Source organism: Micromonospora sp. NPDC048887 (assembly GCF_040649715.1).
GTDB lineage: Bacteria > Actinomycetota > Actinomycetes > Mycobacteriales > Micromonosporaceae > Micromonospora.
The window spans coordinates 133346-155678 of record NZ_JBEZGA010000015.1 but is presented as its reverse complement, the minus strand read 5'-3'; the positions used below and the strand labels follow the sequence as shown (position 1 = coordinate 155678).

Annotated in this window: 19 protein-coding genes; 2 read left to right on the top strand and 17 right to left on the bottom strand. The window is 72.3% G+C overall.

The window, feature by feature from the left end:
- Positions 1 to 120: 120 nt before the first annotated feature.
- Together AB0C17_RS22535 and AB0C17_RS22530 are read left to right on the top strand one after the other, a co-directional pair.
- The gene (locus AB0C17_RS22535) at positions 121 to 1119 is read left to right on the top strand and encodes an alpha/beta hydrolase-fold protein (protein ID WP_357385860.1); all 999 of its coding nucleotides are present in this window, start codon (positions 121 to 123) and stop codon (positions 1117 to 1119) included.
- 181 nt (positions 1120 to 1300) lie between these two features.
- Complete coding sequence (locus tag AB0C17_RS22530; RefSeq protein WP_357385874.1) at positions 1301 to 1936, top strand: XRE family transcriptional regulator; 636 nt, start codon at positions 1301 to 1303, stop codon at positions 1934 to 1936.
- Between the two features lie 61 nt (positions 1937 to 1997).
- Here AB0C17_RS22530 and AB0C17_RS22525 read toward each other — a convergent pair whose 3' ends face one another.
- From AB0C17_RS22525 to AB0C17_RS22445, 17 genes are all read right to left on the bottom strand, one after another.
- On the bottom strand, positions 1998 to 3077 hold the full coding sequence (locus AB0C17_RS22525) for an alpha/beta hydrolase (protein ID WP_357385858.1): 1080 nt from the start codon (positions 3075 to 3077) through the stop codon (positions 1998 to 2000).
- 5 nt (positions 3078 to 3082) lie between these two features.
- Positions 3083 to 4081 carry an LLM class flavin-dependent oxidoreductase gene (locus AB0C17_RS22520; protein WP_357385856.1) on the bottom strand — a complete coding sequence of 333 codons (999 nt, stop codon included), beginning with the start codon at positions 4079 to 4081 and terminating at the stop codon, positions 3083 to 3085.
- Complete coding sequence (locus AB0C17_RS22515; RefSeq protein WP_151500654.1) at positions 4078 to 4404, bottom strand: TIGR04076 family protein; 327 nt, start codon at positions 4402 to 4404, stop codon at positions 4078 to 4080. The genes AB0C17_RS22520 and AB0C17_RS22515 overlap by 4 nt, the downstream gene beginning before the upstream one ends.
- Complete coding sequence (locus tag AB0C17_RS22510; RefSeq protein ID WP_357385854.1) at positions 4401 to 5405, bottom strand: zinc-binding dehydrogenase; 1005 nt, start codon at positions 5403 to 5405, stop codon at positions 4401 to 4403. Before AB0C17_RS22510 ends, AB0C17_RS22515 begins: the two co-directional genes overlap by 4 nt.
- On the bottom strand, positions 5402 to 5815 hold the full coding sequence (locus AB0C17_RS22505; RefSeq protein WP_357385852.1) for a nuclear transport factor 2 family protein: 414 nt from the start codon (positions 5813 to 5815) through the stop codon (positions 5402 to 5404). The genes AB0C17_RS22510 and AB0C17_RS22505 overlap by 4 nt, the downstream gene beginning before the upstream one ends.
- The gene (locus AB0C17_RS22500) at positions 5812 to 7077 is read right to left on the bottom strand and encodes an amidohydrolase family protein (protein ID WP_357385850.1); all 1266 of its coding nucleotides are present in this window, start codon (positions 7075 to 7077) and stop codon (positions 5812 to 5814) included. Before AB0C17_RS22500 ends, AB0C17_RS22505 begins: the two co-directional genes overlap by 4 nt.
- A complete protein-coding gene (locus tag AB0C17_RS22495) occupies positions 7074 to 8744 on the bottom strand; it encodes a hydantoinase B/oxoprolinase family protein (protein WP_357480316.1) in 1671 nt (556 codons plus the stop codon). Before AB0C17_RS22495 ends, AB0C17_RS22500 begins: the two co-directional genes overlap by 4 nt.
- Positions 8737 to 10425 carry a hydantoinase B/oxoprolinase family protein gene (locus AB0C17_RS22490; RefSeq protein ID WP_357385846.1) on the bottom strand — a complete coding sequence of 563 codons (1689 nt, stop codon included), beginning with the start codon at positions 10423 to 10425 and terminating at the stop codon, positions 8737 to 8739. The genes AB0C17_RS22495 and AB0C17_RS22490 overlap by 8 nt, the downstream gene beginning before the upstream one ends.
- A complete protein-coding gene (locus AB0C17_RS22485) occupies positions 10422 to 12473 on the bottom strand; it encodes a hydantoinase/oxoprolinase family protein (RefSeq protein WP_357385844.1) in 2052 nt (683 codons plus the stop codon). Before AB0C17_RS22485 ends, AB0C17_RS22490 begins: the two co-directional genes overlap by 4 nt.
- Positions 12470 to 14503: a dipeptide ABC transporter ATP-binding protein gene (locus AB0C17_RS22480; RefSeq protein WP_357480322.1), complete on the bottom strand. Its 2034-nt coding sequence runs from the start codon at positions 14501 to 14503 to the stop codon at positions 12470 to 12472. The genes AB0C17_RS22485 and AB0C17_RS22480 overlap by 4 nt, the downstream gene beginning before the upstream one ends.
- 2 nt (positions 14504 to 14505) lie before the next feature.
- Positions 14506 to 15390, bottom strand: coding sequence for an ABC transporter permease (locus tag AB0C17_RS22475; RefSeq protein WP_357385842.1), 885 nt, complete (start codon positions 15388 to 15390; stop codon positions 14506 to 14508).
- A complete protein-coding gene (locus AB0C17_RS22470; protein ID WP_013474645.1) occupies positions 15390 to 16400 on the bottom strand; it encodes an ABC transporter permease in 1011 nt (336 codons plus the stop codon). Before AB0C17_RS22470 ends, AB0C17_RS22475 begins: the two co-directional genes overlap by 1 nt.
- Positions 16401 to 16416: 16 nt before the next feature.
- Positions 16417 to 18072, bottom strand: a complete 1656-nt coding sequence (locus AB0C17_RS22465) for an ABC transporter substrate-binding protein (RefSeq protein WP_357385840.1) — start codon at positions 18070 to 18072, stop codon at positions 16417 to 16419.
- Positions 18073 to 18403: 331 nt separating this feature from the next.
- Positions 18404 to 19267 carry an IclR family transcriptional regulator gene (locus AB0C17_RS22460; RefSeq protein ID WP_357385838.1) on the bottom strand — a complete coding sequence of 288 codons (864 nt, stop codon included), beginning with the start codon at positions 19265 to 19267 and terminating at the stop codon, positions 18404 to 18406.
- Positions 19268 to 19326: 59 nt separating this feature from the next.
- Positions 19327 to 20694: an MmgE/PrpD family protein gene (locus tag AB0C17_RS22455; RefSeq protein WP_357385836.1), complete on the bottom strand. Its 1368-nt coding sequence runs from the start codon at positions 20692 to 20694 to the stop codon at positions 19327 to 19329.
- A gap of 1 nt (position 20695) precedes the next feature.
- Complete coding sequence (locus tag AB0C17_RS22450; RefSeq protein WP_357385834.1) at positions 20696 to 21532, bottom strand: ABC transporter permease; 837 nt, start codon at positions 21530 to 21532, stop codon at positions 20696 to 20698.
- Positions 21529 to 22290: an ABC transporter ATP-binding protein gene (locus AB0C17_RS22445; protein WP_357480313.1), complete on the bottom strand. Its 762-nt coding sequence runs from the start codon at positions 22288 to 22290 to the stop codon at positions 21529 to 21531. The genes AB0C17_RS22450 and AB0C17_RS22445 overlap by 4 nt, the downstream gene beginning before the upstream one ends.
- Between the last annotated feature and the right edge of the window lie 43 nt (positions 22291 to 22333).

Sequence of the window (22333 nt, the reverse complement as noted above, 5' to 3'; positions counted from 1 at the left end):
ACGACATCTACGTCGCCCTGTCCACCGGCACCACATTCAGCCCCTCCACCAAATGGCACGACTACTTCGGCCTCACCGGCGAAACCACACTCTGACCCCCATCGACTCCCAGGAGGATTCATGTCGCACGACCGGACCACTCCCCCCACCGTAAGCCGCCGCCGCCTGCTCACCGGCGCCGCCGCGGTCGCGGCGACCGGCGCCCTGGCCGGGGCCTTCACCGCGCCGTCCGCGGCGAGCGCGGCCGCCGTCGACGGGTTCGGCCTGCGCATCGTCGGCCGCAACGAGAACGGCGGCCGGTTGCAGTACTACCGCTTCGCCACCGACGCGATCGAGTGGGATCCGGCGGTGAACGTGCTGCTGCCCGACGGCTACCACACCAGCCGCAAGCGTTACCCGGTGCTGTACCTGCTGCACGGCGGCCAACAGGACTTCCGCACGTTCCACCTCCAGGACAACATCATCAACCTGACCGCCGGCCGCGAGGTCATCGTGGTCATGCCGGACGCCTCCACCGGCTGGTACAGCAACCCGGTCAGCAGCAACACCGGGCCGCGCAACTGGGAGACCTTCCACATCGCCCAGTTGCTGCCCTGGATCGACGCGAACTTCCGGACCTTCGCCGAGTACAACGGCCGCGCCGTCGCCGGCTTCTCGATGGGTGGCTTCGGCGCGCTGAAGTACGCCGCGAAGTACTACGGCCACTTCTGCTCGGTCAGCGCCCACTCCGGCCCGGCGAGTCTGCGGCGGGACTTCGGTCTCGTGGTGCACTGGGCGAACGCCACCTCGGCAGCGCTCGACCTCGGCGGCGGGACCGTCTACGGTGCGCCCCTGTGGGACGAGGCCCGGGTGAACATGGACAACCCGGTGCAGCGCATCGAGAGCTACCGCAACAAGCGGATCTTCCTGGTCGCCGGCACGTCCCCCGACCCGATCAACTGGTTCGACACGGCGAACGAGAGCCAGGTGCTGGCGGGCCAGCGTGAGTTCCGGAGCCTGCTCGCCCGGGCGGGCATCCCGCACGAGGGCCGGGAGGTCCCCGGCGGGCACTACTTCCGCCACGAGCAGTTCGTCGACGACCTCAACGGCATGATGGGCCGGCTGCGCCGCGCCGGCTGACCCACCGGGTGTCGCGGCGCCAGCCTGCCGGCTGGCGCCGCCCCCCGTCCACCAGGGAAGACATGGCGGAAGCGGACGGGAAATGCCGTGCCTCCCCCTCGCACAGGGGCGGCATGTTCGATAGGATCGAACATCCCGGGCGGATCCCCCGCCACCGCAACAGGAGGTCCTCGTGCGGTCCATGGACAGTCAGCCGCCGTCGGAGCAGGCCGCCCCCGGTGGCGCCGCGGACGAGAGCACCCCGGCGGGCCTGGTCGGCGCCCGGATCCGGCGGTACCGCAAGGAGCGCGGGCTCACCCTGCGCGGCCTCGCCTCCCGCTCCGGCCTGTCGATCGGCTTCCTGTCCCAGGTCGAGCGCGGCATCTCCTCGATCGGCCTGACCGCGCTGGGCAGCGTCGCCAAGGCGCTGGACCGCTCGGTGGCCGACTTCTTCGACGCCGGCAACGGCGCGCCGGACAGCAACGTCTCCCCGCTTCCCCGGCACTTCACGCTGACCAGGGCGGAAACGTCGGCCACCCAGTACGTGTCCGGGCAGCAGACCTACCGGATGCTCTCCGACCGGGGGCCGGACCTGGTGCTGGAGCCGATGCTCGTGCACATCGCGCCCGGCGGGCGCCGGGAGAACGCGTACGGCCACCGGGGCGAGGAGTTCGCCTACGTCATCTCCGGTGAGCTGCTCTACGAGGTCGAGGGCGTGGAGCACCGGCTGTGCCCGGGCGACAGCGTGCACCTGCGCTCGTCGGTGCCGCACCAGATGTACAACGACACCGACTCGGTGACGACAGTGGTCTCGGTGGTCACGCCCCGCCTGTTCTGAGGCACGCCGAACTCCGGGCTTGTTCACACCGGTGAACAAGCCCGGAGCAGGCGCCGGATGGTCAGCCGTCGATCGCGGTCATGGTGGCGTGCCAGATGTCCGCGCCGCTGTCGATCACGGCGAAGTGGTCCCCCGGCTGTTCGAGGTACCGGATGTCGTCGCCCGCGTCGGCTGCCGCCACGGCGTAGCGCCGGTTGGCGTCGACCAGGTCGAGACTGTCCGCCGTCCCCTGCACGAGGAGGGTCGGGACACCGACCGGCAACCGGAGCATCGGGTCGCTCTCGGCGTACCGCCGGGGCGCTGTCGCCGGTGAGCCGCCCAGGGCCGCGGAGATCGCGCCGTCGCCGAGGAAGCGCCGCTCGCCCTCGGTGAGGTCGAGGACCCCGGCCAGCGACACCGCCAGCGCGACACGTGGCCCGCTCGCACGCCCGGCGAGGTCGGCCGCGGCGCGCAGCGCGAGCTGCCCGCCGGCCGAGTGGCCGAGCACGACGATCCGGTCCAGGTCCAGCGGCCGGTCGGCGGCGAGGTCCCGCAGCACGGTGATGCCGGCCTCGACGTCCTGTGCGGTCGCGTCCCAGCCGTGCCGGTCCGGGCGCCGGTACTCCAGGTTCCAGGACGCGTAGCCACGGTCGGCCAGGTCGACGGCGAGGGCGTCCATCAGGTCCGCGCCCCAGATCGATCGCCAGAAGCCGCCGTGCAGCAGCACCGCGACCGGCGCCGGCCCGGTACCCGGAGCCGACGGCAGTCGCAGGTCGCCCCACTGTTCCGGGCCGGGACCGTAGGCGATCCGGTCGGCCGGCGCGCGGAAGCGGTGCACGGCGTGCCGGATCGCCCACGCCACGCCCCACAGTCCCCGGCCCGCCAGGTGGACCGCGCCGGGGACCGCCGTCTCGACGGTGAGGTCGTACCAGACCGCGTGCGGCGGCTGCGCGCCGATCAGCGCGCGGGCCGCTGGTGTGGGGCCGGGAAGCACCACCACCGGCTGGTCCGGCGCGGCGAGCAACGAGCGCATCTCGCCGGCCGAGGCGGCGGCGACGACCTCGCCGACGACGTCCAGCTCCGCGCAGGTGGTGGTGACGAGCGACGCCAGCAGCGCGGTGTCGGCCACCAGGCCGGGACCGGCAACGACGGTGAGCCGCACCGGACTCACCTGCGCAGCAGGGGCAGAACGGCGGAACCGAGCAGGTCCACGCCGCGCTCGTCGGTCAGGCCGTGCGGTGTGCCGAACTCGACCCGGCGTACGCCCGCGTCGATGAGCGCCTGGGCCTGCGCGGCGACCTGCTCCGGGGTGCCGGAGAAGGCGAACCGGTCGAGCACGTCGTCCGGGATCAGCCGGCCCGCCGCCTCGTCCTCGCCCGCGTCGACCAGGTCGCCGACGCGCTTGACCAGGTCGTCGGGCATCTCGACGGTCGGGTCCAGCTCCGCCACCACGGCGAGGTACATGGCCACCTCGGTACGGGCCTTGGCGCGGGCCGCCTCGCCGTCGGTGTCGACGACTGTGACCGCGCCGAGCACGATGCCGACGTCGGCGACGTCGCGCCCGGCCTTCTCCGCGCCGGTCCGCAGCCGCTCGCGGATCACCGGGACCATGTCCGGGTTGGCGCTGCCGCCCACCTTGATCTCGTCGGCGATCCGCCCGGCCAGCGCCGCGCCCTGCGGGCCCCAGGCGCCGAGCAGCAGCGGCGGGTCGGGCCGCCGCACGTCGTAGCGCAGCGCGGTGCCGGGGGCGAGCGAGAAGACCTTTCCGGTGAAGCCGGTCCGGTCGCCGCGCAGCAGGCGGTAGACGACCTGGACGGCCTCCTCGATGGTGGTCAGCGGCCGCGGCTGCGGCAGGCCGACGGCGCCCAGCCAGGTCCCCCGGGCCAAACCGAGGTAGGCCCGCCCGTGCGAGGCCAGGTCCAGGGCGGCGAGCTGACCGGCGATCTCGTACGGCGCCATCGAGTACGGGTTCAGGCAGGCCGCGCCGAGGCGTACCCGTTCGGTCGCCTGCGCCATCTCCAGCAGCGGGAAGATCGGCGGCTGGTACATCAGGTCGCCGAAGACGGTGAGCACGTCGAAGCCGTGCGCCTCGGCGGCGCGGGCCAGCCGGGCGTAGGCGCCGGCCGGCTTGTCGCTCTGCAGGCCGAGTCCGATCTCGACTGTCATGTCAGGTCCGCCGAGTTCATCGTGCGCCGGCAGGTCCGTTCCACCTTCATGACGAGCCGTTCCTCCGGGTCCGGGCAGATGAAGTGGGAGTCCTGGGCCAGCCAGTCACCCGGCGCGAGGTCACGCTGCTTGGCGGCGAGGAAGGGCAGCACCGAGGCGAGCGCGTACACGCAGAAGTGCTTTCCCTCGGGCAGCCGCAGGTGCGCGCTGTTCGTCAGTTCGAAGTGGTCGCCCACGGCCATGCCGCACACCGACCGGCCCTCGATCCGGTCGACAGTGACCTTCAGGTCGTAGATCTCCATGTCGCCGTCGCTGTCGCTCACGGTCCCTCCCCCTCGTCGATCCGTACGATGATCTTGCCGGTGGTCCTGCGTTCGGCCAGCTCGGTGAGCGCCGCGGGCGCCTCGTCCAGCGAGACGACGCGGCTGACCGGCGGCCGGACCGCGCCGGAGGCGCACATGTCGAACAGCTCCTGGTAGGCGGACTCGACGGCGCTGGCCCGCTGCCACGGGTACTGCGAGCCCCAGGAGAGGCCGACGAGCGTCGCGTTCGCCGCCATCAGCCGCAGCGGGTCGACAGGCGGTGGTGCGCCACCGGCCGCGCCCACCGCGACGAGGCGGCCCTCGAACGCCAGGCAGTCCCAGGTACGGGCGAACACGTCGCCGCCCACCGGGTCCACCACGACGTCCACGCCGCGCCCGCCGGTGGCCGCGAGCACCGCGGGCACGAAGTCCTCCGCCGTGTAGTCGATCGCCACCTGGGCGCCGTGGTCGCGGCAGATAGCGGTCTTGGCCGGGCCACCCGCGGTGGCGAGGACCCGGGCGCCCCGGGCGACGGCGAGCTGGATCGCGGCGATGCCCACCCCGCCCGCACCGGCGTGCACCAGGACGGTCTGCCCGGCGGTGGCCCCCGCGCGTTCCAGCGCGAACCACGCCGTCTGGTAGGTGACAGGCAGTGCCGCCGCGGTCACCGGGTCGATAGCGGACGGCCGCGGCACCACCACCGCGGCGTCCACTGTCACCGTCGTGCCGAGCGCGCCGCGCGGCAGCGCCGGGCAGGCGAGCACCTCCCGACCCAGCAGGTGCTCCGCTCCGGCACCGGCGGCGACGACCCGGCCGGCCGTCTCCACGCCGGGCGTCATCGGCGGGTCCGGCCGCACCGGGTACTCGCCCCGGCAGAGCATGACGTCCAGGAAGTTCAGCCCCACCGTGCGGACGGCGAGCCGTACCTCACCGGGGGCGGGCGGCGGGTCGTCGGGCAGCTCGGCGACCGACAGCACGTCCGCCGGCTCACCGGTCCGCCCGGCGACCAGCCGCCGGATCATGCCGCGCCCACCGGTTCCCGGACCAGCTCGGCGTGATGGTGCACGATCACCCAGCGGCCGTCGATCCGGCGCACCACGTCGGTGACCCGGGTGACCTCCGGCGCGTCGTCCGGGCCGAGCTGCGCGATCAGCTCGTACCGGGCCACGCCGAAGTCGTCCCACACGTCGATGCGCTTGTCCCGCGCGGCGAGCACCGCCAGCCGGGGACGCTGACCCGCGGCGTCCCGCCGGGCGCGGTACTCGTCCAGCTCGGCCCGGGTCCGCAGCGGCCCCGGCAGGTGCGTCTCCCAGGTGGTCACGTCGGGGTGCAGGTGCGTGTCGAACCGCTGCTGGTCCCCGGCGAGGAACGCGTCGTACATGTCGTCGATGCCGGCGGCGATCGCCGCCGCGCCTGAATCCGCGAACGTCATCGCGTCTCCTCCTGGTTGCGGTCGTCGCGGGCGATCTGCCCGCCCTTCATCACCCACCGCACGTCCCGGAACGCCGAGGTGTCGGCCAGCGGGTCGGCGTCGGTCGCGATCAGGTCGGCCAGCTTGCCGGCCTCGACGGTGCCGAGGTCGGACTCCGCGCCGAGCCACCGGATCGGGCCGAGCGTGCCGGCGTGGATGGCCCGTGCGGTGCCGATCCGCTCGGACATGTACTCCAGCTCCCGGATCGAGGCGGTGGTGCCCTCGAACTCCCAGAACGGGGGCATGTCGCTGCCCAGCAGCACCTCCACCCCGGCGGCGATCGCCATGTCGAAGCTCTCCAGGTGCCGGGGGCCGGCGCCGAGCGACCGGCACTGCATCCACTCCGGCACGCCCAGCTCGTCGAAGAACTCCTTGCAGCGGGTCACCAGCAGCGTCGGCACGAGAGCGGTGCCGCGCTCGGCCATCCGCGCCGCGACCTGCGGGGTGAGCTGGTAGCCGTGCTCCACACAGTCCAGTCCCAGCTCGACCGCCGCGCCGATCACCTCGGCCGGCCCGGCGTGCGCGGTGACCTTGCGGCCCCACGCGTGCGCCGTCTCGATCACCGCGCTCATCTCGTCGGCGAACAGCTGGGGCGTGTGGATGCTCTCGTGCTCACCGGCGATGCCGCCGGAGATCATCACCTTGATCAGGTCGGCGCCGGCCTTGATCTGGCTGCGCACGCCGTGGCGGAAGCCCACCGGGCCGTCGCACTCGAGCGTGTCGTTGCTCTCGTGGCCGTGCCCGCCGGTGCACACCAGCGCCCGGCCGGCGGTGTAGATGCGCGGACCCGGCACGCGCCCGGCGTTGATCGCCCGCCGCAGCGCGAAGTCGGCGTGGTCCTTCTCGGCCACGCAGCGCACTGTGGTCACGCCGGAGTGCAGCGTGCGCCGCGCGCCGTCGGCCATGTAGTGGGCGAGGTCGTACGAGCCCATCCCCTTGACGCCGTCGCCCCCGGAGCCGGGCAGCGACAGCGAGAAGTGGGTGTGCATGTTGACCAGGCCGGGCGTCAGGTACGCGCCGTCGAGGTCCACCTCGGTCAGCCGGCCGGCGGCCCGCGCCTGCTCGGCCACCTCGGCGTACGGCCCGACGGCGGCGATCCGGTCACCCCGGACCCACACCCCGGCGCCGGTCACTGGCGTCATGCCGTCCACCACGCGGGCGTCCAGCACTGTGCAGTTGCCGAGCAGCACGCTCGGCTGCTCGGGCGAATAGGCGGCACTCACGCGATCACTCCATAAACGTCTCGGGCGGCCCCCGGGGAGACGTAGCCCTCGGCCACGTCCCGCCGTACCGCCTCCGGATCCCTCGATCTCGGGTCGCCGTGCCCACCGCCACCGGCGGTCAGCAACGTCACCCGATCCCCCACCGCCACCGCGGTACGCCGTGTGCTCACCCGGTGCTCCCGGTCCGTGCCCGGGAACACCACCACCTGGTTCGGCTCCGGCTGTGCGCCGCCGGCCAGCGCCCACGGCGCGCTCTTCGTCTTCTTGATCACCGTCAGGAACTCGCCCGACGTCACGAACCGGATGTCCCGCCGCAGGCCGCAGCCGCCCCGGAACCGGCCGGCACCACCGGAGTCCGTCCGGATCTCCAGGCGCTCGAAGAACATCCCGGTCTTCGACTCCAGCACCTCGACGGGCGTGTTGCGCGCCTGGGTCTGGCACAGGTGGTTCGCCGGTCCGATGCCGTCGTGCCGGGGCGTGCCGCCCCAGCCGACCGGGTCGTTGTTGCTGACCGCGAACATGTCGCCGGTGTCCGGGTGCCGGCCCACCATCATGAACCCGGGCACGTCACCGCCGGAGGAGGCGGCCAGCCCGTCCGGCATGCCCTGCGCCAGCGCCTTGAGGATCAGCTCCAGCGCGACGGTGCCGGTCCACTGGGTGAACGTGGCGGCCGGATACCGCGCGTGGAACAACGTGCCGGGCTCGGCGCGTACCCGCAGGGGCGCGAAGTGCCCGGCGTTCGTCTGCTCGTGCGGCGTGGTGACCCCCTTGAACGCGACCCGGCAGGTGGCGATGGTCGCGCCCAGCGGCAGGTTCACCGGCCCGGGCACCGCCGGGGACGACCCGGCGAAGTCCACAGTGAACTCGCCGTCGGCGACCGTGACGGTGACCCGCATCCGGATCGGCTCGTCGCTGACGCCGTCGTCGTCCAGCCAGTCCTCGGCGGTCCAGCTGCCCTGCGGCAGCGCGGCCACCGCCTCCCCGGCACGCTGCGCGGCGGCGTCGATCACCCGGTCGACCACCGCGTCGACGACGGGCGGACCGTAGTCGCGGTACAGCTCGGTCACCCGCCGCTCGCCGGTACGCAGCGCGGCGATCTGCGCGTTGAGGTCGCCGATGACCAGCTCCGGCATCCGGGAGTTGAACCGGATCAGCTCGTGGATCTCCGGCACCGGCTCGCCCCGGGAGTACACCTTCGTGCCGGGGAAGATGATCCCCTCCTGGTGCATGTCCGTGGAGTCGAGCACGTAGCCGGGATCCTTGGCGCCCAGGTCCATCCAGTGCGCCCGGATGCACAGGAAGCCGATCAGCTCCTCGCTGTCCGGCAGGACGACCGGCGCGAACATCGTCGCGTCGTAGGTGTGCGCCGCGTTCCAGTACGGGTAGTTCAGCAGCACCACGTCGCCGCGGTGCAGGTTCTCCCGGCCGACGTACTCGACGCCCTTGCGCAGCGAGTAGTCGTTGGCGCCGAGGAAGCGGGACAGCCCCGTGGACTCCGCGACCAGCCGCAACCGCCGGTCGTAGATGGAGATGCCGAAGTCGTACACCTCGTAGATCACCGGGTTGAACGCGGTGCGCACCAGCGCGGCCCGCATCTCCTCGGCGGCCGAGACGAGGTGGCTGCGGACGACCTCGACGGTTGCCCCGTCGACCGTCGGCTCACCCATCGACGTCCACTCCGTAGACGTCCCGGGCCGCCTCCCGGGAGACGTAGCCCTCGGCCACGTCCCGCCGCACCGCCTCGGGGTCGCGGTCGCCCGGGTCGCCGTGCCCGCCGCCGCCGGCGGTCAGCAGCGTGACCCGGTCACCCGCCGCCACCACGGTGCGCTTGGTGCTCACCCGGTGCTCGCGGTCGGTACCCGGGAACACCACGATCTGGTTCGGCTCCGGCTGCTCGCCGCCGTCGAGCGCCCACGGCGCGCTCTTCGTCTTCTTGATGACGGTGAGGAACTCGCCGGAAGTCAGGAACCGGATGTCCCGCCGCAGGCCGCAGCCGCCCCGGAACCGGCCCGCGCCACCGGAGTCCGCGCGGATCTCCCAGCGCTCGAAGAACATCCCGGTCTTGGCCTCCATGACCTCGATCGGGGTGCCCCGGCCGGTGCTGCCGGAGACGTGGGTGGCGGCGTCCATGCCGTCGTGCTGCGCGGTGCCGCCCCAGCCCACCAGGTCGTTGTTGCTGACCGCGAACATCTTGCCGGTGTCCGGGTGCAGGCCGACCATCATGAAGCCGGGCACGTCGCCGCCGGAGGAGGCGGGCAGCAGGTCCGGCATGCCCTGGGCCAGCGCCTTGAGGATCAGTTCCACAGCGACGATGCCGGTCCAGAGCGTGAACGTGGGCTGCGGGTAGACGGCGTGGAACAGGGTGCCCGGCTCCGCCCGCACCTCCAGCGGCGCCACGGTGCCGGCGTTCGACGGCTCGTCGCGCGAGGTGAGCGACTTCAGCACGACCTTGCAGATCGCCTCGGTCGCGCCGAACGGCATGTTGATCGGGCCGCGGGTGGCCGGCGCGGAACCGGCGAAGTCGACGATGAAGCGCCCGTCGGCGATGGTCACCGTGGCGCGCATCTTCACCGGCTCGTCGGTGATGCCGTCGTCGTCCACCCAGTCCTCGGCGGTCCAGGTGCCCTGCGGCAGCGTCGCCAGCGCCGCGCGGGCACGGGCCTCGCCGTCGGCGATGATGCGTTCGATCGCCTGGTCCACCGTGGTCCGGCCGAACTTCTCGATGATCTCCAGCATCCGGCGCTCGCCGGTGCGCAGTGCGGCGATCTGCGCGTGCAGGTCACCCAGCACCGCGTCCGGCATCCGCGAGTTGAAGCGGATCAGCTCGTGGATCTCGCGCACCGGCTCGCCCCGGGAGACGACCTTGGTGCCCGGGAAGATCAGCCCCTCCTGGTGCATGTCGGTCGAGTCGAGCACGTAGCCCGGGTCCTTGGCGCCCAGGTCCATCCAGTGCGCGCGGACGCAGAGGAAGCCGACCAGTTCGCCGTCCGCGTCCGGGTCGGCCTCGTCCGGCCGGAACACCGGGGCGAACAGCGTCGCGTCGTAGGCGTGCGCCGCGTTCCAGTACGGGTAGTTCAGCAGCACCACGTCGCCGCGGTGCAGGTTCTCCCGGCCCACGTACTCCACGCCCTTGCGCAGCGAGAAGTCGTTCGCGCCGAGGAAGAACGTCAGGCCGGTGGCCTCGGCGACCAGCCGCAGGTCGGCGTCGTACATCGACAGGCCGAAGTCGTGCACCTCGTAGATGACCGGGTTGAAGGAGGTACGGATGAGGGTGGCCCGCATCTCCTCCGCCGCCGACAGCAGATAGCTGCGGACGACCTCGACCTGGGCTCCGTCCAGCGTGGTCATGCGGCTTCCTCCAGGGTGACGAGCAGGTATCCGTGGTCGTCGACGGTGACCCGCTGGCCGCTGGGCACCACTGTGGTGGAGGTGCCCTCGTCGACCAGCGCCGGTCCGTCGAAGGTGTCGCCCGGCTCCAGGCGGGCCCGGTCGTAGACCGCGAACGGCACCACAGCGTGCTGCCCGAAGTCGTAGGCGTCGCGGTGCGCCAGCAGCGCCTGCGACGGGTCGCCGTCGCCGCGCGGCAGGGTCTCCAGCTCCGGCCGGTCGGTGCGCCCGATGCCGCGCACCCGCAGGTTGAGGATCTGGAGCGGGTTGCCCATGGTGTGGCCGTACCGGGTGCGGTGCGTCTCGTCGAACGCGGCGCGGACGGCGTCGCGGTCCAGCTCACGCCCAACGGTGACCATCAGGCTGTGCTCCTGGCCGAGGTAGCGCAGCTCGAACTGCCGCTCCAGCACCGCCTCGCCGGCGGGCACGCCCTGCGCCACCAGCGACGCGACCGCCTCGGCCTCGACCGCCTTGAACAGCTGCTCCAGGTCCGACAGGTCGGCGTCGTCGAGGGTGGCCATCACGGTACGGCTGAAGTCGTTGACGATGTCGGCCGAGAGCATGCCCCAGGCGGAGAAGCCGGACGGCGCGAACGGCACGACCACCTCGCCGATGCCCATCTCCCGGGCCAGCAGCGGCGCCAGCAGCGGGCCTGCCCCGCCGAACGCGAGAAGCGCGAACTGCCGGGGGTCGTGCCCCCGCTCGACGGTGATCTGCCGGACCGCGCCGACGGTGCGGGCCAGCAGCACGTCGAAGACACCAGCCGCCGCGTTCTCCACGCTCAGGCCGAGCGGATCGGCCAGCTGCTCCTGGATCGCGGCCCGCGCCTCGGCGTCGCGCAGACCCATGGTGCCGGCGAGGAACCGGTCCGGATCCATGTAGCCGAGCACCACAGCGGCGTCGGTGACCGTCGGCCTGGTGCCGCCCCGGCCGTAGCAGACCGGGCCCGGGTCGGCGCCCGCGCTCTGCGGGCCGACCTTGAGCAGGCCGTGGTCCAGCCAGGCGATCGAGCCGCCGCCGGCGCCGATGGTACGGATGTCGTACGTGGGGATGAGCAGCGGGAAGTGCTCCAGCTGGGCCTCGTACGCGGCGACCGGGTTGCCGCGCTCGATCACGCAGGCGTCCAGCGAGGTGCCGCCGATGTCGAACGTGAGCACGTTGTCCCGGCCCAGCTCGGAGGCGACGTACGCGGCGCCGACGATGCCGCCGGCCGGACCGGAGAGCACCGTGTGCGTGGGTGCGGTCTTGGCGACCGCGCTCGTCATCGAGCCGCCACCGGACCGCATGATCAGGAAGCGTCCGGAGAAGCCGCGCTCGGCCAGGCCGGCCTCCAACTCGTCCACGTACCGCTCGAAGATCGGCCGGATGTACGCCTCCAGCACTGTGGTGCTGGTGCGCTCGTACTCCCGGTACTCGCGCACGATGTCGGTCGACAGCGACAGGCTGACCTCGGGGAACTCCTCGTGGATCAGGCGCGCGGCCTCGCGCTCGTGGCTCGGGTCGAGGAACGAGTGCAGGAAGCAGATGGCGATCGAGGTGACCTGCTGGTCCACCACGAGCGTGCGGGCGGCCTCCCGGACGCTGTCCGGGTCCAGCGGCTCCACCACGCGTCCCCGGTAGTCCAGCCGGCCCCGCACGCCGGCGGTGAAGCGGCGCTGCACCAGGCTCTCCGGCCGCTGGTACTGGAAGTCGTACATGTGGTCGGACGGCACGTTGCCGCGGCCGATCAGGAAGATGTCCCGGAAGCCCTCGTTTGTGATGATGCCGGTGCGGCCACCACGACGCTCCAGCACCGCGTTGAGGCCGAGGGTGGTGCCGTGGATGAAGAGCTCCACCTCGGACAGGTCGGTGCCGAGCGCGGTGATCGCGTTGAGGACACCGTCCGCGGGCCGGGCCGGGGTCGTCGCCGCCTTGCGGAAGCGGACCCGGTTGGTGCGCGTGTCGAGCTCCATGGCGTCCACGAAGGTCCCGCCGATGTCGACGGCGAGCCGGATGGGGCGACGGGTCATGGCGTGACAGCCTGCCTTCCGATGAGGGCGGGAAGCTCGGGAACGCGCCAGCAGGCGGCCCGGCTCTCGCCGTACGACTGAAGCTCCTGCTGCTCCGATCGGCACCGGTCGGTGACGAACGGGCACCGGGCGGCCAGTGGGCACCCGGTCGCGGCGTCGGCTTCCTCCAGGTCCTTGACCAGCTCGACGGCCTCGCCGTCGGACCCGGTCGTCCCGCCGAGGCGGGGGGCGCTGCCCAGCAGCGCCCGGGTGTACGGGTGCCGGGGCGTGTCGAAGACGACGTCCACCGGCCCCTCCTCGACGACCCGGCCGAGGTAGAGCACCACGACCCGGTCGGCGAACCCGCGCACTGTCGCCAGGTCGTGGGAGATGAACACCGAGGCGCGGTCCGCGTCGGCCGCCACGTCGGCGATCACATCGAGGATCTGCGCCTGGACGGTGACGTCCAGCGCCGAGGTCGGCTCGTCGAAGACGATCAGGTCCGGCTCGCCGACCAGCGCGCGGGCGATGCCGATGCGTTGCGCCTGGCCGCCGGAGAGCTCGTGCGGGTAGCGCCGCAGGATCGACCGGTCCAGCTCCATCCGGTCCAGCACGGCGGTGACGCGCTCCTCCCGCTGCGCCGGGGACAGGCCCGCGGCGCGCAACGGCTCGGCGATGGAGTCGCCGACGGGCCGGCGCGGGCTCAGCGAGCCGATCGGGTCCTGGAACACGAGCTGGGCCCGGGTCCGGGCCCGGCGCAGCGCCCGTCCGCGCGGCCGGGCGCGGCCCGGCTGCTTGACCAGCGCCTGCCCGGCGACGGTGACGGTGCCGGACGTGGGCGCGACCAGGCCCATCACGAGCTTGGCGAGGGTGCTCTTGCCGCAGCCGCTCTCACCCACCACGCCCAGCGTCTCGCCCGGCCCGAGCCGCAGCGTGACGCCGCGCAGCGCGTGGTGCCCGCCGGAGCCGAAGCGGCTGCGATAGACGACGTGCGCGTCCTCGATCTCCAGCACGGCCGGCTTCGGGTCCGCGCCGGACGGCTGTGCGCCGGACGCCACGGGCGTGTGCGACGTGTGCGGCACGTCGGCGTCGAGCGGCCGGGTCTGCGGGTGGAAGCAGGCGAGCGACCACTCGTCGCCGCCGGTCACCGGCGTGGTGGCCGGGCGGCGCGACGAGCAGGTGCGGTCGGCGTGCGCGCACCGGGCGACGAACGGGCAGTTGTGCGGCGCCTCGGTCAGCAGCGGCATGGCGCCGGGGGTGGCGACGACAGGCCGGCCGCCGACGTCCGGCACCGAACGCAGCAGCGCCCGGGTGTACGGGTGCGCGGGCTCCCGCAGCACCTGCGCGGCCGGGCCGCTCTCCACCACGGTGCCGGCGTAGAGCACCACCACCCGGTCGCAGACCTCCGCGATGGACGCCAGGTCGTGCGAGATCAGGAGTACGCCCCGGCCGTCGGTGTCGGCGGCGTGCCGGAACTGGCGCAGGATCTCCCGGGTCAGCGTCACGTCCAGGCCGGTGGTCGGCTCGTCGGCGATCAGCAGCTCCGGCGCGCAGCCGGTGGCCAGCGAGATCATCACCCGCTGGGCCATGCCGCCGGACAGCTCGTGGGCGTACGCGTCGAGCCGCCGCTGCGGGCTGCGGATGCCGACCGCCTCGAACAGCTCGCGCGCCGCCTCCCGGGCCCGCTCGCCGGACATCTCCTGGTGGGTGGCGAGCCGGTCGACGAGTTGCTTGCCGATGGTGCGGGTGGGGCTGAGCGCGCCGCGCGGGTTCTGGAAGCAGATCGCCACCCCCCGCCCGCGGTGGGCGGCGAGCGCGGCGTCGTCCATGCGCAGCACGTCCGAGTCGCCGAACAGCACCCGCCCGGTGGCGTGCGATCCGCCGGGCAGCAGCCCGACGATGGCGCGGGCCACCATGCTCTTGCCGCCGCCGCTCTCGCCGACCAGGCCGACGACCTCGCCCGGCCGGACGGCGAAGCTCACGCCGCTGAGCGCGGCCACCTGCCGGCCGGGCCGGCGGATCGTCACGGAGAGGTTCTCGATCGACAGCATGGTCACCGCCGCTTCGCGTTGGCGCGGTCCTGCAGGCCTTCGCCGAGCAGGCTGAAGCCCAGAACGCAGACGAACAGGGCCAGGCCGGGCGGGACCGAGGTCCACCACCGGCCGCCGACCACGTCCGCGGCGCCGAGGCTGATCATGGCGCCCCACTCCGCGTCGGGGATGCTCACGCCCAGGCCGAGGAAGGAGAGCCCGGCCAGGGTGAGCATGGCCCAGCCGCAGTTCAGCGGCGCGATGACCCGGACGGGGGTGAGGCTGTTGGGGAGCAGGTGCCGCCAGAGCACGCCGACCGGCGACGCCCCGGAGGTGATCGCGGCGTCCACGAACGGCAGTTCCCGCAGCGACCGCACCTCGGCGCGGACCAGCCGGGCGTACGCCGGCGCGTTCACCGCCGCGATCGTGATGATCAGGTTGATCGTGCCGTTGCCGAGCAGGGCGGCCACCGCCAGCGCCAGGATGAAGGTGGGGAACGACTGGAAGATGTCGACCACCCGCATCAGCACGTCGTCGAGCCAGCCGCCGAAGTAGCCGGCGACCAGGCCGAGCAGCGTGCCGACGACCACCGCGAGCGCCACCGCGGCCAGGGCGATGCCCAGGTCGAGCCGGGCGGCGTAGAGCACCCGGCTCCAGATGTCCATGCCGTTGCCGTCGGTGCCGAGCAGGTGGCTGCCGCCCGGCGCGACGAGCGTGTTCGCCGCGTCGATCTCGGTCTCGCCCCACTGGCTCAGCAGCGGCGCGAACACCGCCGCCAGCGCGACCACCGACAGGATGCTCGCCCCGGCGATGATCATGCGGCGGGCGAAACGGCTGTCCCGGTCGCCGCCGGGCACGACCACCGGCGCGGCGGCGGGACCGTCGGGGACGGTTCGCAGCTCGGCCATCAGAGCCTCACTCTCGGGTCGAGGATCGCGTGGACCACGTCGGCGATGAGGAACACCAGCACGTAGCACAACGCGATGACCAGCACCGACGCCTGCACCACCGGGTAGTCCCGGTAGAGCAGGCCGCGCAGGGCCCACTGGCCGAAGCCCTGCCACGAGTACACGTACTCAACGAGCACGGTGGAGCCGATCGCCGTACCGAAGACCAGCGCGGCCAGCGACGGCAGCCGGACCAGCGTCGCGCGCAGCAGGTAGCCGTAGTGCAGCGTGCGGTCGCGCAGCCCGTGGGCCTTGGCCGCGGCGTACGACTCCGAGTGCAGCACCTCCAGCGCGGAGGCCCGGACGCTGCGCAGCAGCGGGGCGACCACGCCGACCACGAGGGTCAGCACCGGCAGCACCAGGTACGCCGCGGCCGAGGCGATCGCCGGCCCGTTGGCGGTGAGGACGGCGTCGACGAGGTCGGCGCCGGTGAGCGGGGTCAGGCCGGTGTCCGGGTCCACCCGGCCGTTCGGTGCCGGGAACCAGCCGAGGATGCTGTAGCCGACGAGCACCAGGACCAGGCCGAGCCAGAACTCCGGGACGGAGTTGCCGACCAGCGCGAAGATCCGGACGCTGTGGTCGCCGGCCCGGTTGGCCCGCTTGGCCGACCAGATGCCCAGCACGGTGGCCACCACGAGCGCGATGCTCACCGAGATGACGACGAGCTCCAGCGTCGGACCGACCCGTAGCGCCATCTCCGAACCCACGGAGCTGCCGCTCTGGATCGAGGTCCCGAAGTCACCGGTGAGAAGCCCTCCGAGGTAGTCGAGGAACTGCTGCCAGAGGGACTGGTCCAGCCCGAAGCGGGCCCGGGCCGCGGCGGCGTCCTCCTCGGTGGCGTTCTGCCCGAGGATGCTGCGGACCGGGTCGCCCGGCAGCACTCGGACCAGGAGGAAGGCCAGGACGACCACTCCGAGCAGAACGGGGATCAGCTGGAGTAGTCGCCTGACGACAAACCGGAGAATTCGCATGGAGGGGTGACGTTTCCTAGGCCGATGCGCTCAGGTAGCGCAGGCGGGCGAGGCCGTCCATCGGCTGCACCCAGCCGGCGACGGATTCCCGGACGGGCAGGTTGAAGTTGGGCTGGCAGATGACCACCCACGGCACGTCGGCGGCGAGGATCTCCTGGACCCGCTTCCACAGCGCGTTGCGGGCGCCCGTGTCGACGGTGGTGTGCGACTTCTCGTAGATCTGCTCGATCTCCGGGTTGCTGTAGTTCGAGTAGTTGAGGTTGGCGCCCTTGACGAAGCTCGTCGCCAGCATGTACTCGACGTCGTCGACCCAGAGCTGCCCGGAGGTGATCTGGAGCGGGATGTTCTTCTTGGTCCGCCGCTCACCGAGGGTCGCCGGGTCCAGCGGGGTCAGCTTGAGCCGGATGCCGGCCTTGGCCGCCTCGCTCTGCACCTGGACGGCGATCTTCTGCTGCTCCTCGTTGTCGGCCTCGAAGACCAGCTCGGAGTCGAGCGACGCCCGGCCGGAGGCGGCCATCGCGGCCTTCGCCTTGTCCAGGTCGTGCGTGAACGGGTAGCCGCTCTCGTCGTATCCGGGCATGTCCAGCGGGACCGGGCTCTTGGCCGGGCGGGCGTCGCCGCCGTACACGTTGTTGATGATCTGCTCGTAGGGCACCGCGTAGGCGAGCGCCTTGCGCACGTTCACGTCGTTGAACGGCGCGGCGGTGACCGACATCTGGATGGCGACCTGGCGGTTGCTGGCCGCCGAGATGACCTTGATGCCCGGGGCCTTCTTCAGGTCCTGGATGTCGCGCTGGCTGATGCCCAGGGCGATGTCGATGTCACCGGCCTGGAGCTGGAGCCGCTGGTTGGAGGCGGCCGGCACCACCGAGATCCGGATGGTCGGCGTCTTGGCCGGGTCCGGACCCGGGTATCCGGTGTTCGCGCTGAGTTCGATCTCCTGGCCCTGGGTGGCCTTGGCGACGTTGAAGTAGCCGCCGGTCGGCGGGTTCTTCGCGAACCACTCCTTGGCCCAGGGGTCGCTGCCGCTGGCGTGCTTCTTGGCCTCGACGGAGTCGAAGACGTACAGCGAGATCGCCTGGATCTGCCGGGTCAGGGCGCTCGGGAACGCCTGGTGGAACTCGACCGTGTAGTCGTCGACGACCTTGACCTGGTCCGCGCTGGTCAGGCCGATGGTGCGGTAGACGCCGGCCACGTTGGCCTGGGCGGCGAACGCGCGGTCCTTCGACCACTTCACGTCGGCGGCCTTCATCTCGTTGCCGCTGGCGAACTTCACGCCCCGGCGCAGCTTGAGGGTCCACACCTTCTGCTCGGCGTCCGGCTCGAACGACTCGGCGAACGTCGGGGTGATGTTCTGGGTGTCGAGGATCTGGCTGCCGCCGGCGTTCGTGACCCCGTAGTCGACCAGGTACGGGAAGACGTTCTTGTAGAGCATCAGCGCGGTCAGGTCGAAACCGACGAAGTCCTGGTCCCAGCTCGACAGGTAGCTGGAGACGGCGATGCGCAGCGTCTTGGCGGAGGCGCCGCCGGACTTGCCGTCGCCTGACTTGCTGCCGCTGTCCGCGGCGCAGGCACCGGTGGCGAACAGGAGCGCGACGCTGCCACCCAACTGCAGGACGCCGCGGCGGGAGAGCGCGGGCGAGGAGGCGCCCGGACGGTGTGAACGAGCCATGAGAAGCCCTCCTAGAAGCACGAGGCGAATGGCCCGAGCTGCGGACCTACCTGGTGTTCTACCGGATTAGGCAGCAGTGAACAATAGGGTGAACAGATGTTCACGATGGCGCTCGCAGGATGAACCATGAAGGCTCCCGAACTGCGGGATGGCCAGGATGGCAGCGTTCACATGGTTTCACTGAAACGTTATGAACACGGACCGCGCGGAGGGCTGAAACGCCGATGACCCCGGGAGGGACACCCGGGGTCATCGTTCGCGCGGCGGTCCGCGCGGTCAGGGGCGGGCCGGACTCCGCGAACCCGCCGCGCGGGTCGGAGCCGGCCGTCGGTCAGAGTGGTCCGCGGTAGCCGATGTCGCGGGACACGGCGCGGGCCGCCTCGACCACCGCGGCGCCGTGCCGCAGCGTCTGCTCGGCGAGCCGCTCCCGCGGGCCGCACAGCGAGACCGCGCCCACCACGTCGCCCGAGGCGTTGCGGATGGCCGCCGCGACGCTCGCCGAGCCGGCCTGCCGCTCGCCGAAGCTCACCGCGTATCCCCGCTCCCGGATGCCGGCGATGTCGTCACGCAACGCGTCGGCCGAGGTGAGCGTCCGCGGGGTGAGGCTGGCGTGGCGGTGCTGGGTGAGGAACTCCTCGATCGTCTCGTCGGGCAGCGCGGCGAGGATCGCCTTGGAGGACGACCCGGCGTGCAGCGGGTACATCCGGCCCAGGGCCACCGACATCCGCACCTCGTGCGGGGAGAGCACCTGGTCCACGTACACCCGCTGCCAGCCCTGCCGGATGGAGAGCGTTGCCGTCTCTCCGCTGAGCTCGACGAGCCGTTCGAGATAGGGACGGGCGGTCTTCGGCACGTCCAGGGTCCGCAGCGCGGCCAGGCCGACGGTCAGCGCGCCCGGGCCGAGCTGGTACTGCTTTGTCCCCTCGTCGAACGCGAGGAACGCGTCCGTCACCAGCTCCTTGAGGATCCGGTGCGCGACCGCCTTGGGAATCCGGAGGTCACGTGCGATCGCCGACACGCCCAGCGCCTCGGGCGCCCGGGAGGCCAGCAGATTGATGATCGCGAAGGTCCGGGCCAGCCCGGAGCGGGCCCGGCCGTCCTCCCCCTCCGGCTCCGCGCCCGGCTCCGGTCGCCGGCCGGGCCGGGACTGAACGATGATCTCCGCGCCAGCCGGACCGGTATCCACTGGGGCCATGTCGAAGGCTCCTTACAGAACAGTTGGCGTCTATGTTGCCGGAGAATGCCGCGGACACGTTAATCGCCGAGCCGGACCGCCCGCATCAGCGCCTCGACATCCGTCGCGGGCAGCGCGGCCGCCCGCTCGACCAGCCGTTCCACAGAGGCCTCCGGCCAGCAGCCGGCCAGCAGCCGCCGTACCTTGTCCGCGACCCGGTCGAACCCGAGCGGATTGCCCGCGTGCCCGCTCGCGGCGAGCACCTCGGCGGTCGCCTGCCGCCCGTCCCGGGCCACCAACTGGATCCGGGCGCCGAGGTGCCGGGGCGGCATCCGGTCGAGCCGGTCGTCGACGACCAGCCGGGTCACCGACTGCAGGCGCGCGAGTTCCGGGTCCGCGATCCGGCCCGGGTCCAGATGGGACAGGTCGAATCCGCCGTCGCGGACTCCGCAGGCGACCACGTACGGGGTGCTCATGCTCGCGGCCAGCGCCGTCGACGGATGGGCCCGGCCGAGCACGTCGACCATCTCCCGGAAACCCCAGCCGTTGATCTCCACGATCTCGGCGGCGTCGCAGCCGAGTTCGGCGCGGGCCGCCACCGCCGCCTCCAGCGCGGCGTGCGTCGCGCCGGACGAGGGGTAGAGCTTCTGGCCCGCCCGCATCAGCATCGGCTCGCCGCCCAGCCCCTCGGTGAGGCTGTCGAGGTCGACCTGATCGGAGGCGGCGGCCAGGTAGCCCCGGTCGGCGGCCAGCGGCTCGTCGGTGGCGCACAGTCCGGCGCGCGCGGCGAGACCGGCGAGCAGGCCCTCCCGGGACGCCTGGCCGGACAGGGCGTACCAGGCGTCGGAGAAGTACGACGCGCCGACCACGCCCGCCGCCGCGTTGACGGCCAGGCCGATCGCCGCCTGGTAGACCTCGGCCCGCTGCTCGCCGCCCACCTTCAGGCTCGCCACGGCGGCGGCCGCCGTGTTGCACCCGCCCCGCGGATGCCAGCCCCGGTCGAACGCCGAGCGGCCGAGAGCGGTGCCGATCCGCATGGTGACCTCGTATCCGACCACCGCCGCCTCGATCAGCGCCGGGCCGGAGGCCCGCACCTCCTCGCCGCGCGCCAGCAGCGCCGGGAACGTGCCCACGCCCGGGTGCCCGAGCGAGCCGTGCCAGACGTCGTCGAGGTTGGGGCCGGACGAGCCCGCGACGCCGTTGAGGAACGCCGCCCGGTCCGGCGCCACGCGCAGGGCGGTGCCGACGACGGTGCTCAGGCCCGGCTCCCCGCCACCCATGCGCAGTTCGTTGGAGACCCAGCGCCGGTGGTGGTCGCGGGTGCTGCCGAGCACCGCCACGCCGAGGTGGTCGAGCAGCAGCCCGCGTACCCGCCCGACCACGTCGGCGGAGAGATCGTCGTACCGCAGGTCGGCGGCCCAGCGCGCGAGCGCGGCGGTCGGGTTCATCTCAGCCCTGCTTCCAGCGGGTCGCCCAGCGTTCCAGCACGATGATCAGTTGGGAGAGGATGACCGACACGCACGCCACGAGCGCGACGCCGGCCAGCACGCCGGTGGTGTTGAAGAACGCGGCGGCGTTGGCGATGACGTAACCCACGCCCTGGTTGGACGAGATCAGCTCACCGACGACAGCGCCGATCACGGCCTGCGGCACGGCGATGCGCAGGCCGGTCATCACCCACACCGCGGCCGACGGCATGACGACCCGGCGGTAGATGGTCAGCCGGTTCGCCCCCATGATCCGCAGTGAGTTGATGAACAGCGGGTCGACGTCGCGCGCGCCGGTGAACGTGTTGTAGAAGACCAGGAAGAACGAGATCAGTCCGACCAGGACGATCTTCGAGCCGAACCCGATGCCGAACCAGAGCACGAACAGCGGGGCCAGGGCGAGCTTCGGCATGCTGTAGACGACTGTGACGAACGGGTTGAGCACCGCCGCGGTCGTCGGCAGCCGGCCCAGGGTGAAGCCGACGAGCACGCCGGCCACGCTGCCGATCGCCAGACCGGCGCCGAACTCCTGCAACGTGATCAGCAGGTGCGGCCAGATCGACCCGGTACGGAACCATTCCAGAAGCTGCTGCCCGATCGCGCCGGGCGAGCTGGTGAAGAACGGGTCGATCAGCCGGCCGGACATCCACTGCCAGGAGCCGAGCCAGACGATCACCACGGCGATCTGGCCGAGCGCGATCTTGATCTTCGGATTGAGCTTGCGGGGCGGCTTGGCGGCGGCCGGCCCGGCGGCCGGCGCGGTGACCGCGCCACGGCTGACCGTCTCGGTGTCACTCATGGGTTCGCCATCTCCTTCTCGCCGGCGTGGATCTCCCGCCCGAGGTTGTGCCAGACCCGGCGGCGTACCTCCTGGTACTCCGCGGTGAACTGAAGCTGCTCCAGGTCCCGTGGGCGGGGCAGGTCGACCTCGATCACGTCGACGATGCGGGCCGGGCGGGCGCTCATCACCACGACCCGGTCGGCCAGCGTGATCGCCTCGTCCATGTCGTGGGTCACGAACAGCACCGCCGCACCGAGCTTCTCCATCAGCGAGAGCAGCTCGGCCTGCATGCGCAGGCGCAGGATCGCGTCGAGCGCGCCGAACGGCTCGTCGAGCAGGAGCGTCTCCGGCTCGTACACCAGCGCCTGCGCCAGGCCCACCCGCTTGCGCATGCCGCCGGACAGACCCGCCGGGTACGTGTTCTCGAACCCCTTGAGGCCCACCATCTCGATGTAGGTGGCGACCTTCTCCCGGCGCTGCCGTGCCGGCACCCGGCGGATCTGCAGCGGCAGCTCGATGTTCTCGGCGACCGTACGCCAGGGCAGGATCGAGTCCCGCTGGGTCATGTAGCCGATGCTGGTGTTCGGGCCGTCGATCGGCGTCCCGCGGTAGGTCAGCGACCCACTGGTCGGCGTGATCAGCCCGGAGACCATGTTGAGCAGCGTCGACTTGCCGCAGCCGGAGGGCCCCAGCAGCGCGACGAACTCGCCCTCCCAGAGGTTGAAGTCCACGCGGGAAAGGGCGTTCACCGGGCCACGACGCCCGTGGTAGGTCATGGACACGCCCTCAGCCGACACGACGGCGTTGCGGGCGGTCCCC

What these genes read in the sequence shown, in the direction of transcription:
- AB0C17_RS22470 (WP_013474645.1), bottom strand. Translation starts at nt 16,400, where the DNA reads ATGCGAATTCTCCGGTTTGTCGTCAGGCGACTACTCCAGCTGATCCCC.
- AB0C17_RS22505 (WP_357385852.1), bottom strand. Translation starts at nt 5,815, where the DNA reads ATGACGTTCGCGGATTCAGGCGCGGCGGCGATCGCCGCCGGCATCGAC.
- AB0C17_RS22480 (WP_357480322.1), bottom strand. Translation starts at nt 14,503, where the DNA reads ATGCTGTCGATCGAGAACCTCTCCGTGACGATCCGCCGGCCCGGCCGG.
- AB0C17_RS22455 (WP_357385836.1), bottom strand. Translation starts at nt 20,694, where the DNA reads ATGAACCCGACCGCCGCGCTCGCGCGCTGGGCCGCCGACCTGCGGTAC.
- AB0C17_RS22535 (WP_357385860.1), top strand. Translation starts at nt 121, where the DNA reads ATGTCGCACGACCGGACCACTCCCCCCACCGTAAGCCGCCGCCGCCTG.
- AB0C17_RS22475 (WP_357385842.1), bottom strand. Translation starts at nt 15,390, where the DNA reads ATGGCCGAGCTGCGAACCGTCCCCGACGGTCCCGCCGCCGCGCCGGTG.
- AB0C17_RS22495 (WP_357480316.1), bottom strand. Translation starts at nt 8,744, where the DNA reads ATGGGTGAGCCGACGGTCGACGGGGCAACCGTCGAGGTCGTCCGCAGC.
- AB0C17_RS22465 (WP_357385840.1), bottom strand. Translation starts at nt 18,072, where the DNA reads ATGGCTCGTTCACACCGTCCGGGCGCCTCCTCGCCCGCGCTCTCCCGC.
- AB0C17_RS22450 (WP_357385834.1), bottom strand. Translation starts at nt 21,532, where the DNA reads ATGAGTGACACCGAGACGGTCAGCCGTGGCGCGGTCACCGCGCCGGCC.
- AB0C17_RS22490 (WP_357385846.1), bottom strand. Translation starts at nt 10,425, where the DNA reads ATGACCACGCTGGACGGAGCCCAGGTCGAGGTCGTCCGCAGCTATCTG.
- AB0C17_RS22445 (WP_357480313.1), bottom strand. Translation starts at nt 22,290, where the DNA reads ATGACCTACCACGGGCGTCGTGGCCCGGTGAACGCCCTTTCCCGCGTG.
- AB0C17_RS22460 (WP_357385838.1), bottom strand. Translation starts at nt 19,267, where the DNA reads ATGGCCCCAGTGGATACCGGTCCGGCTGGCGCGGAGATCATCGTTCAG.
- AB0C17_RS22485 (WP_357385844.1), bottom strand. Translation starts at nt 12,473, where the DNA reads ATGACCCGTCGCCCCATCCGGCTCGCCGTCGACATCGGCGGGACCTTC.
- AB0C17_RS22530 (WP_357385874.1), top strand. Translation starts at nt 1,301, where the DNA reads ATGGACAGTCAGCCGCCGTCGGAGCAGGCCGCCCCCGGTGGCGCCGCG.
- AB0C17_RS22520 (WP_357385856.1), bottom strand. Translation starts at nt 4,081, where the DNA reads ATGACAGTCGAGATCGGACTCGGCCTGCAGAGCGACAAGCCGGCCGGC.
- AB0C17_RS22510 (WP_357385854.1), bottom strand. Translation starts at nt 5,405, where the DNA reads ATGATCCGGCGGCTGGTCGCCGGGCGGACCGGTGAGCCGGCGGACGTG.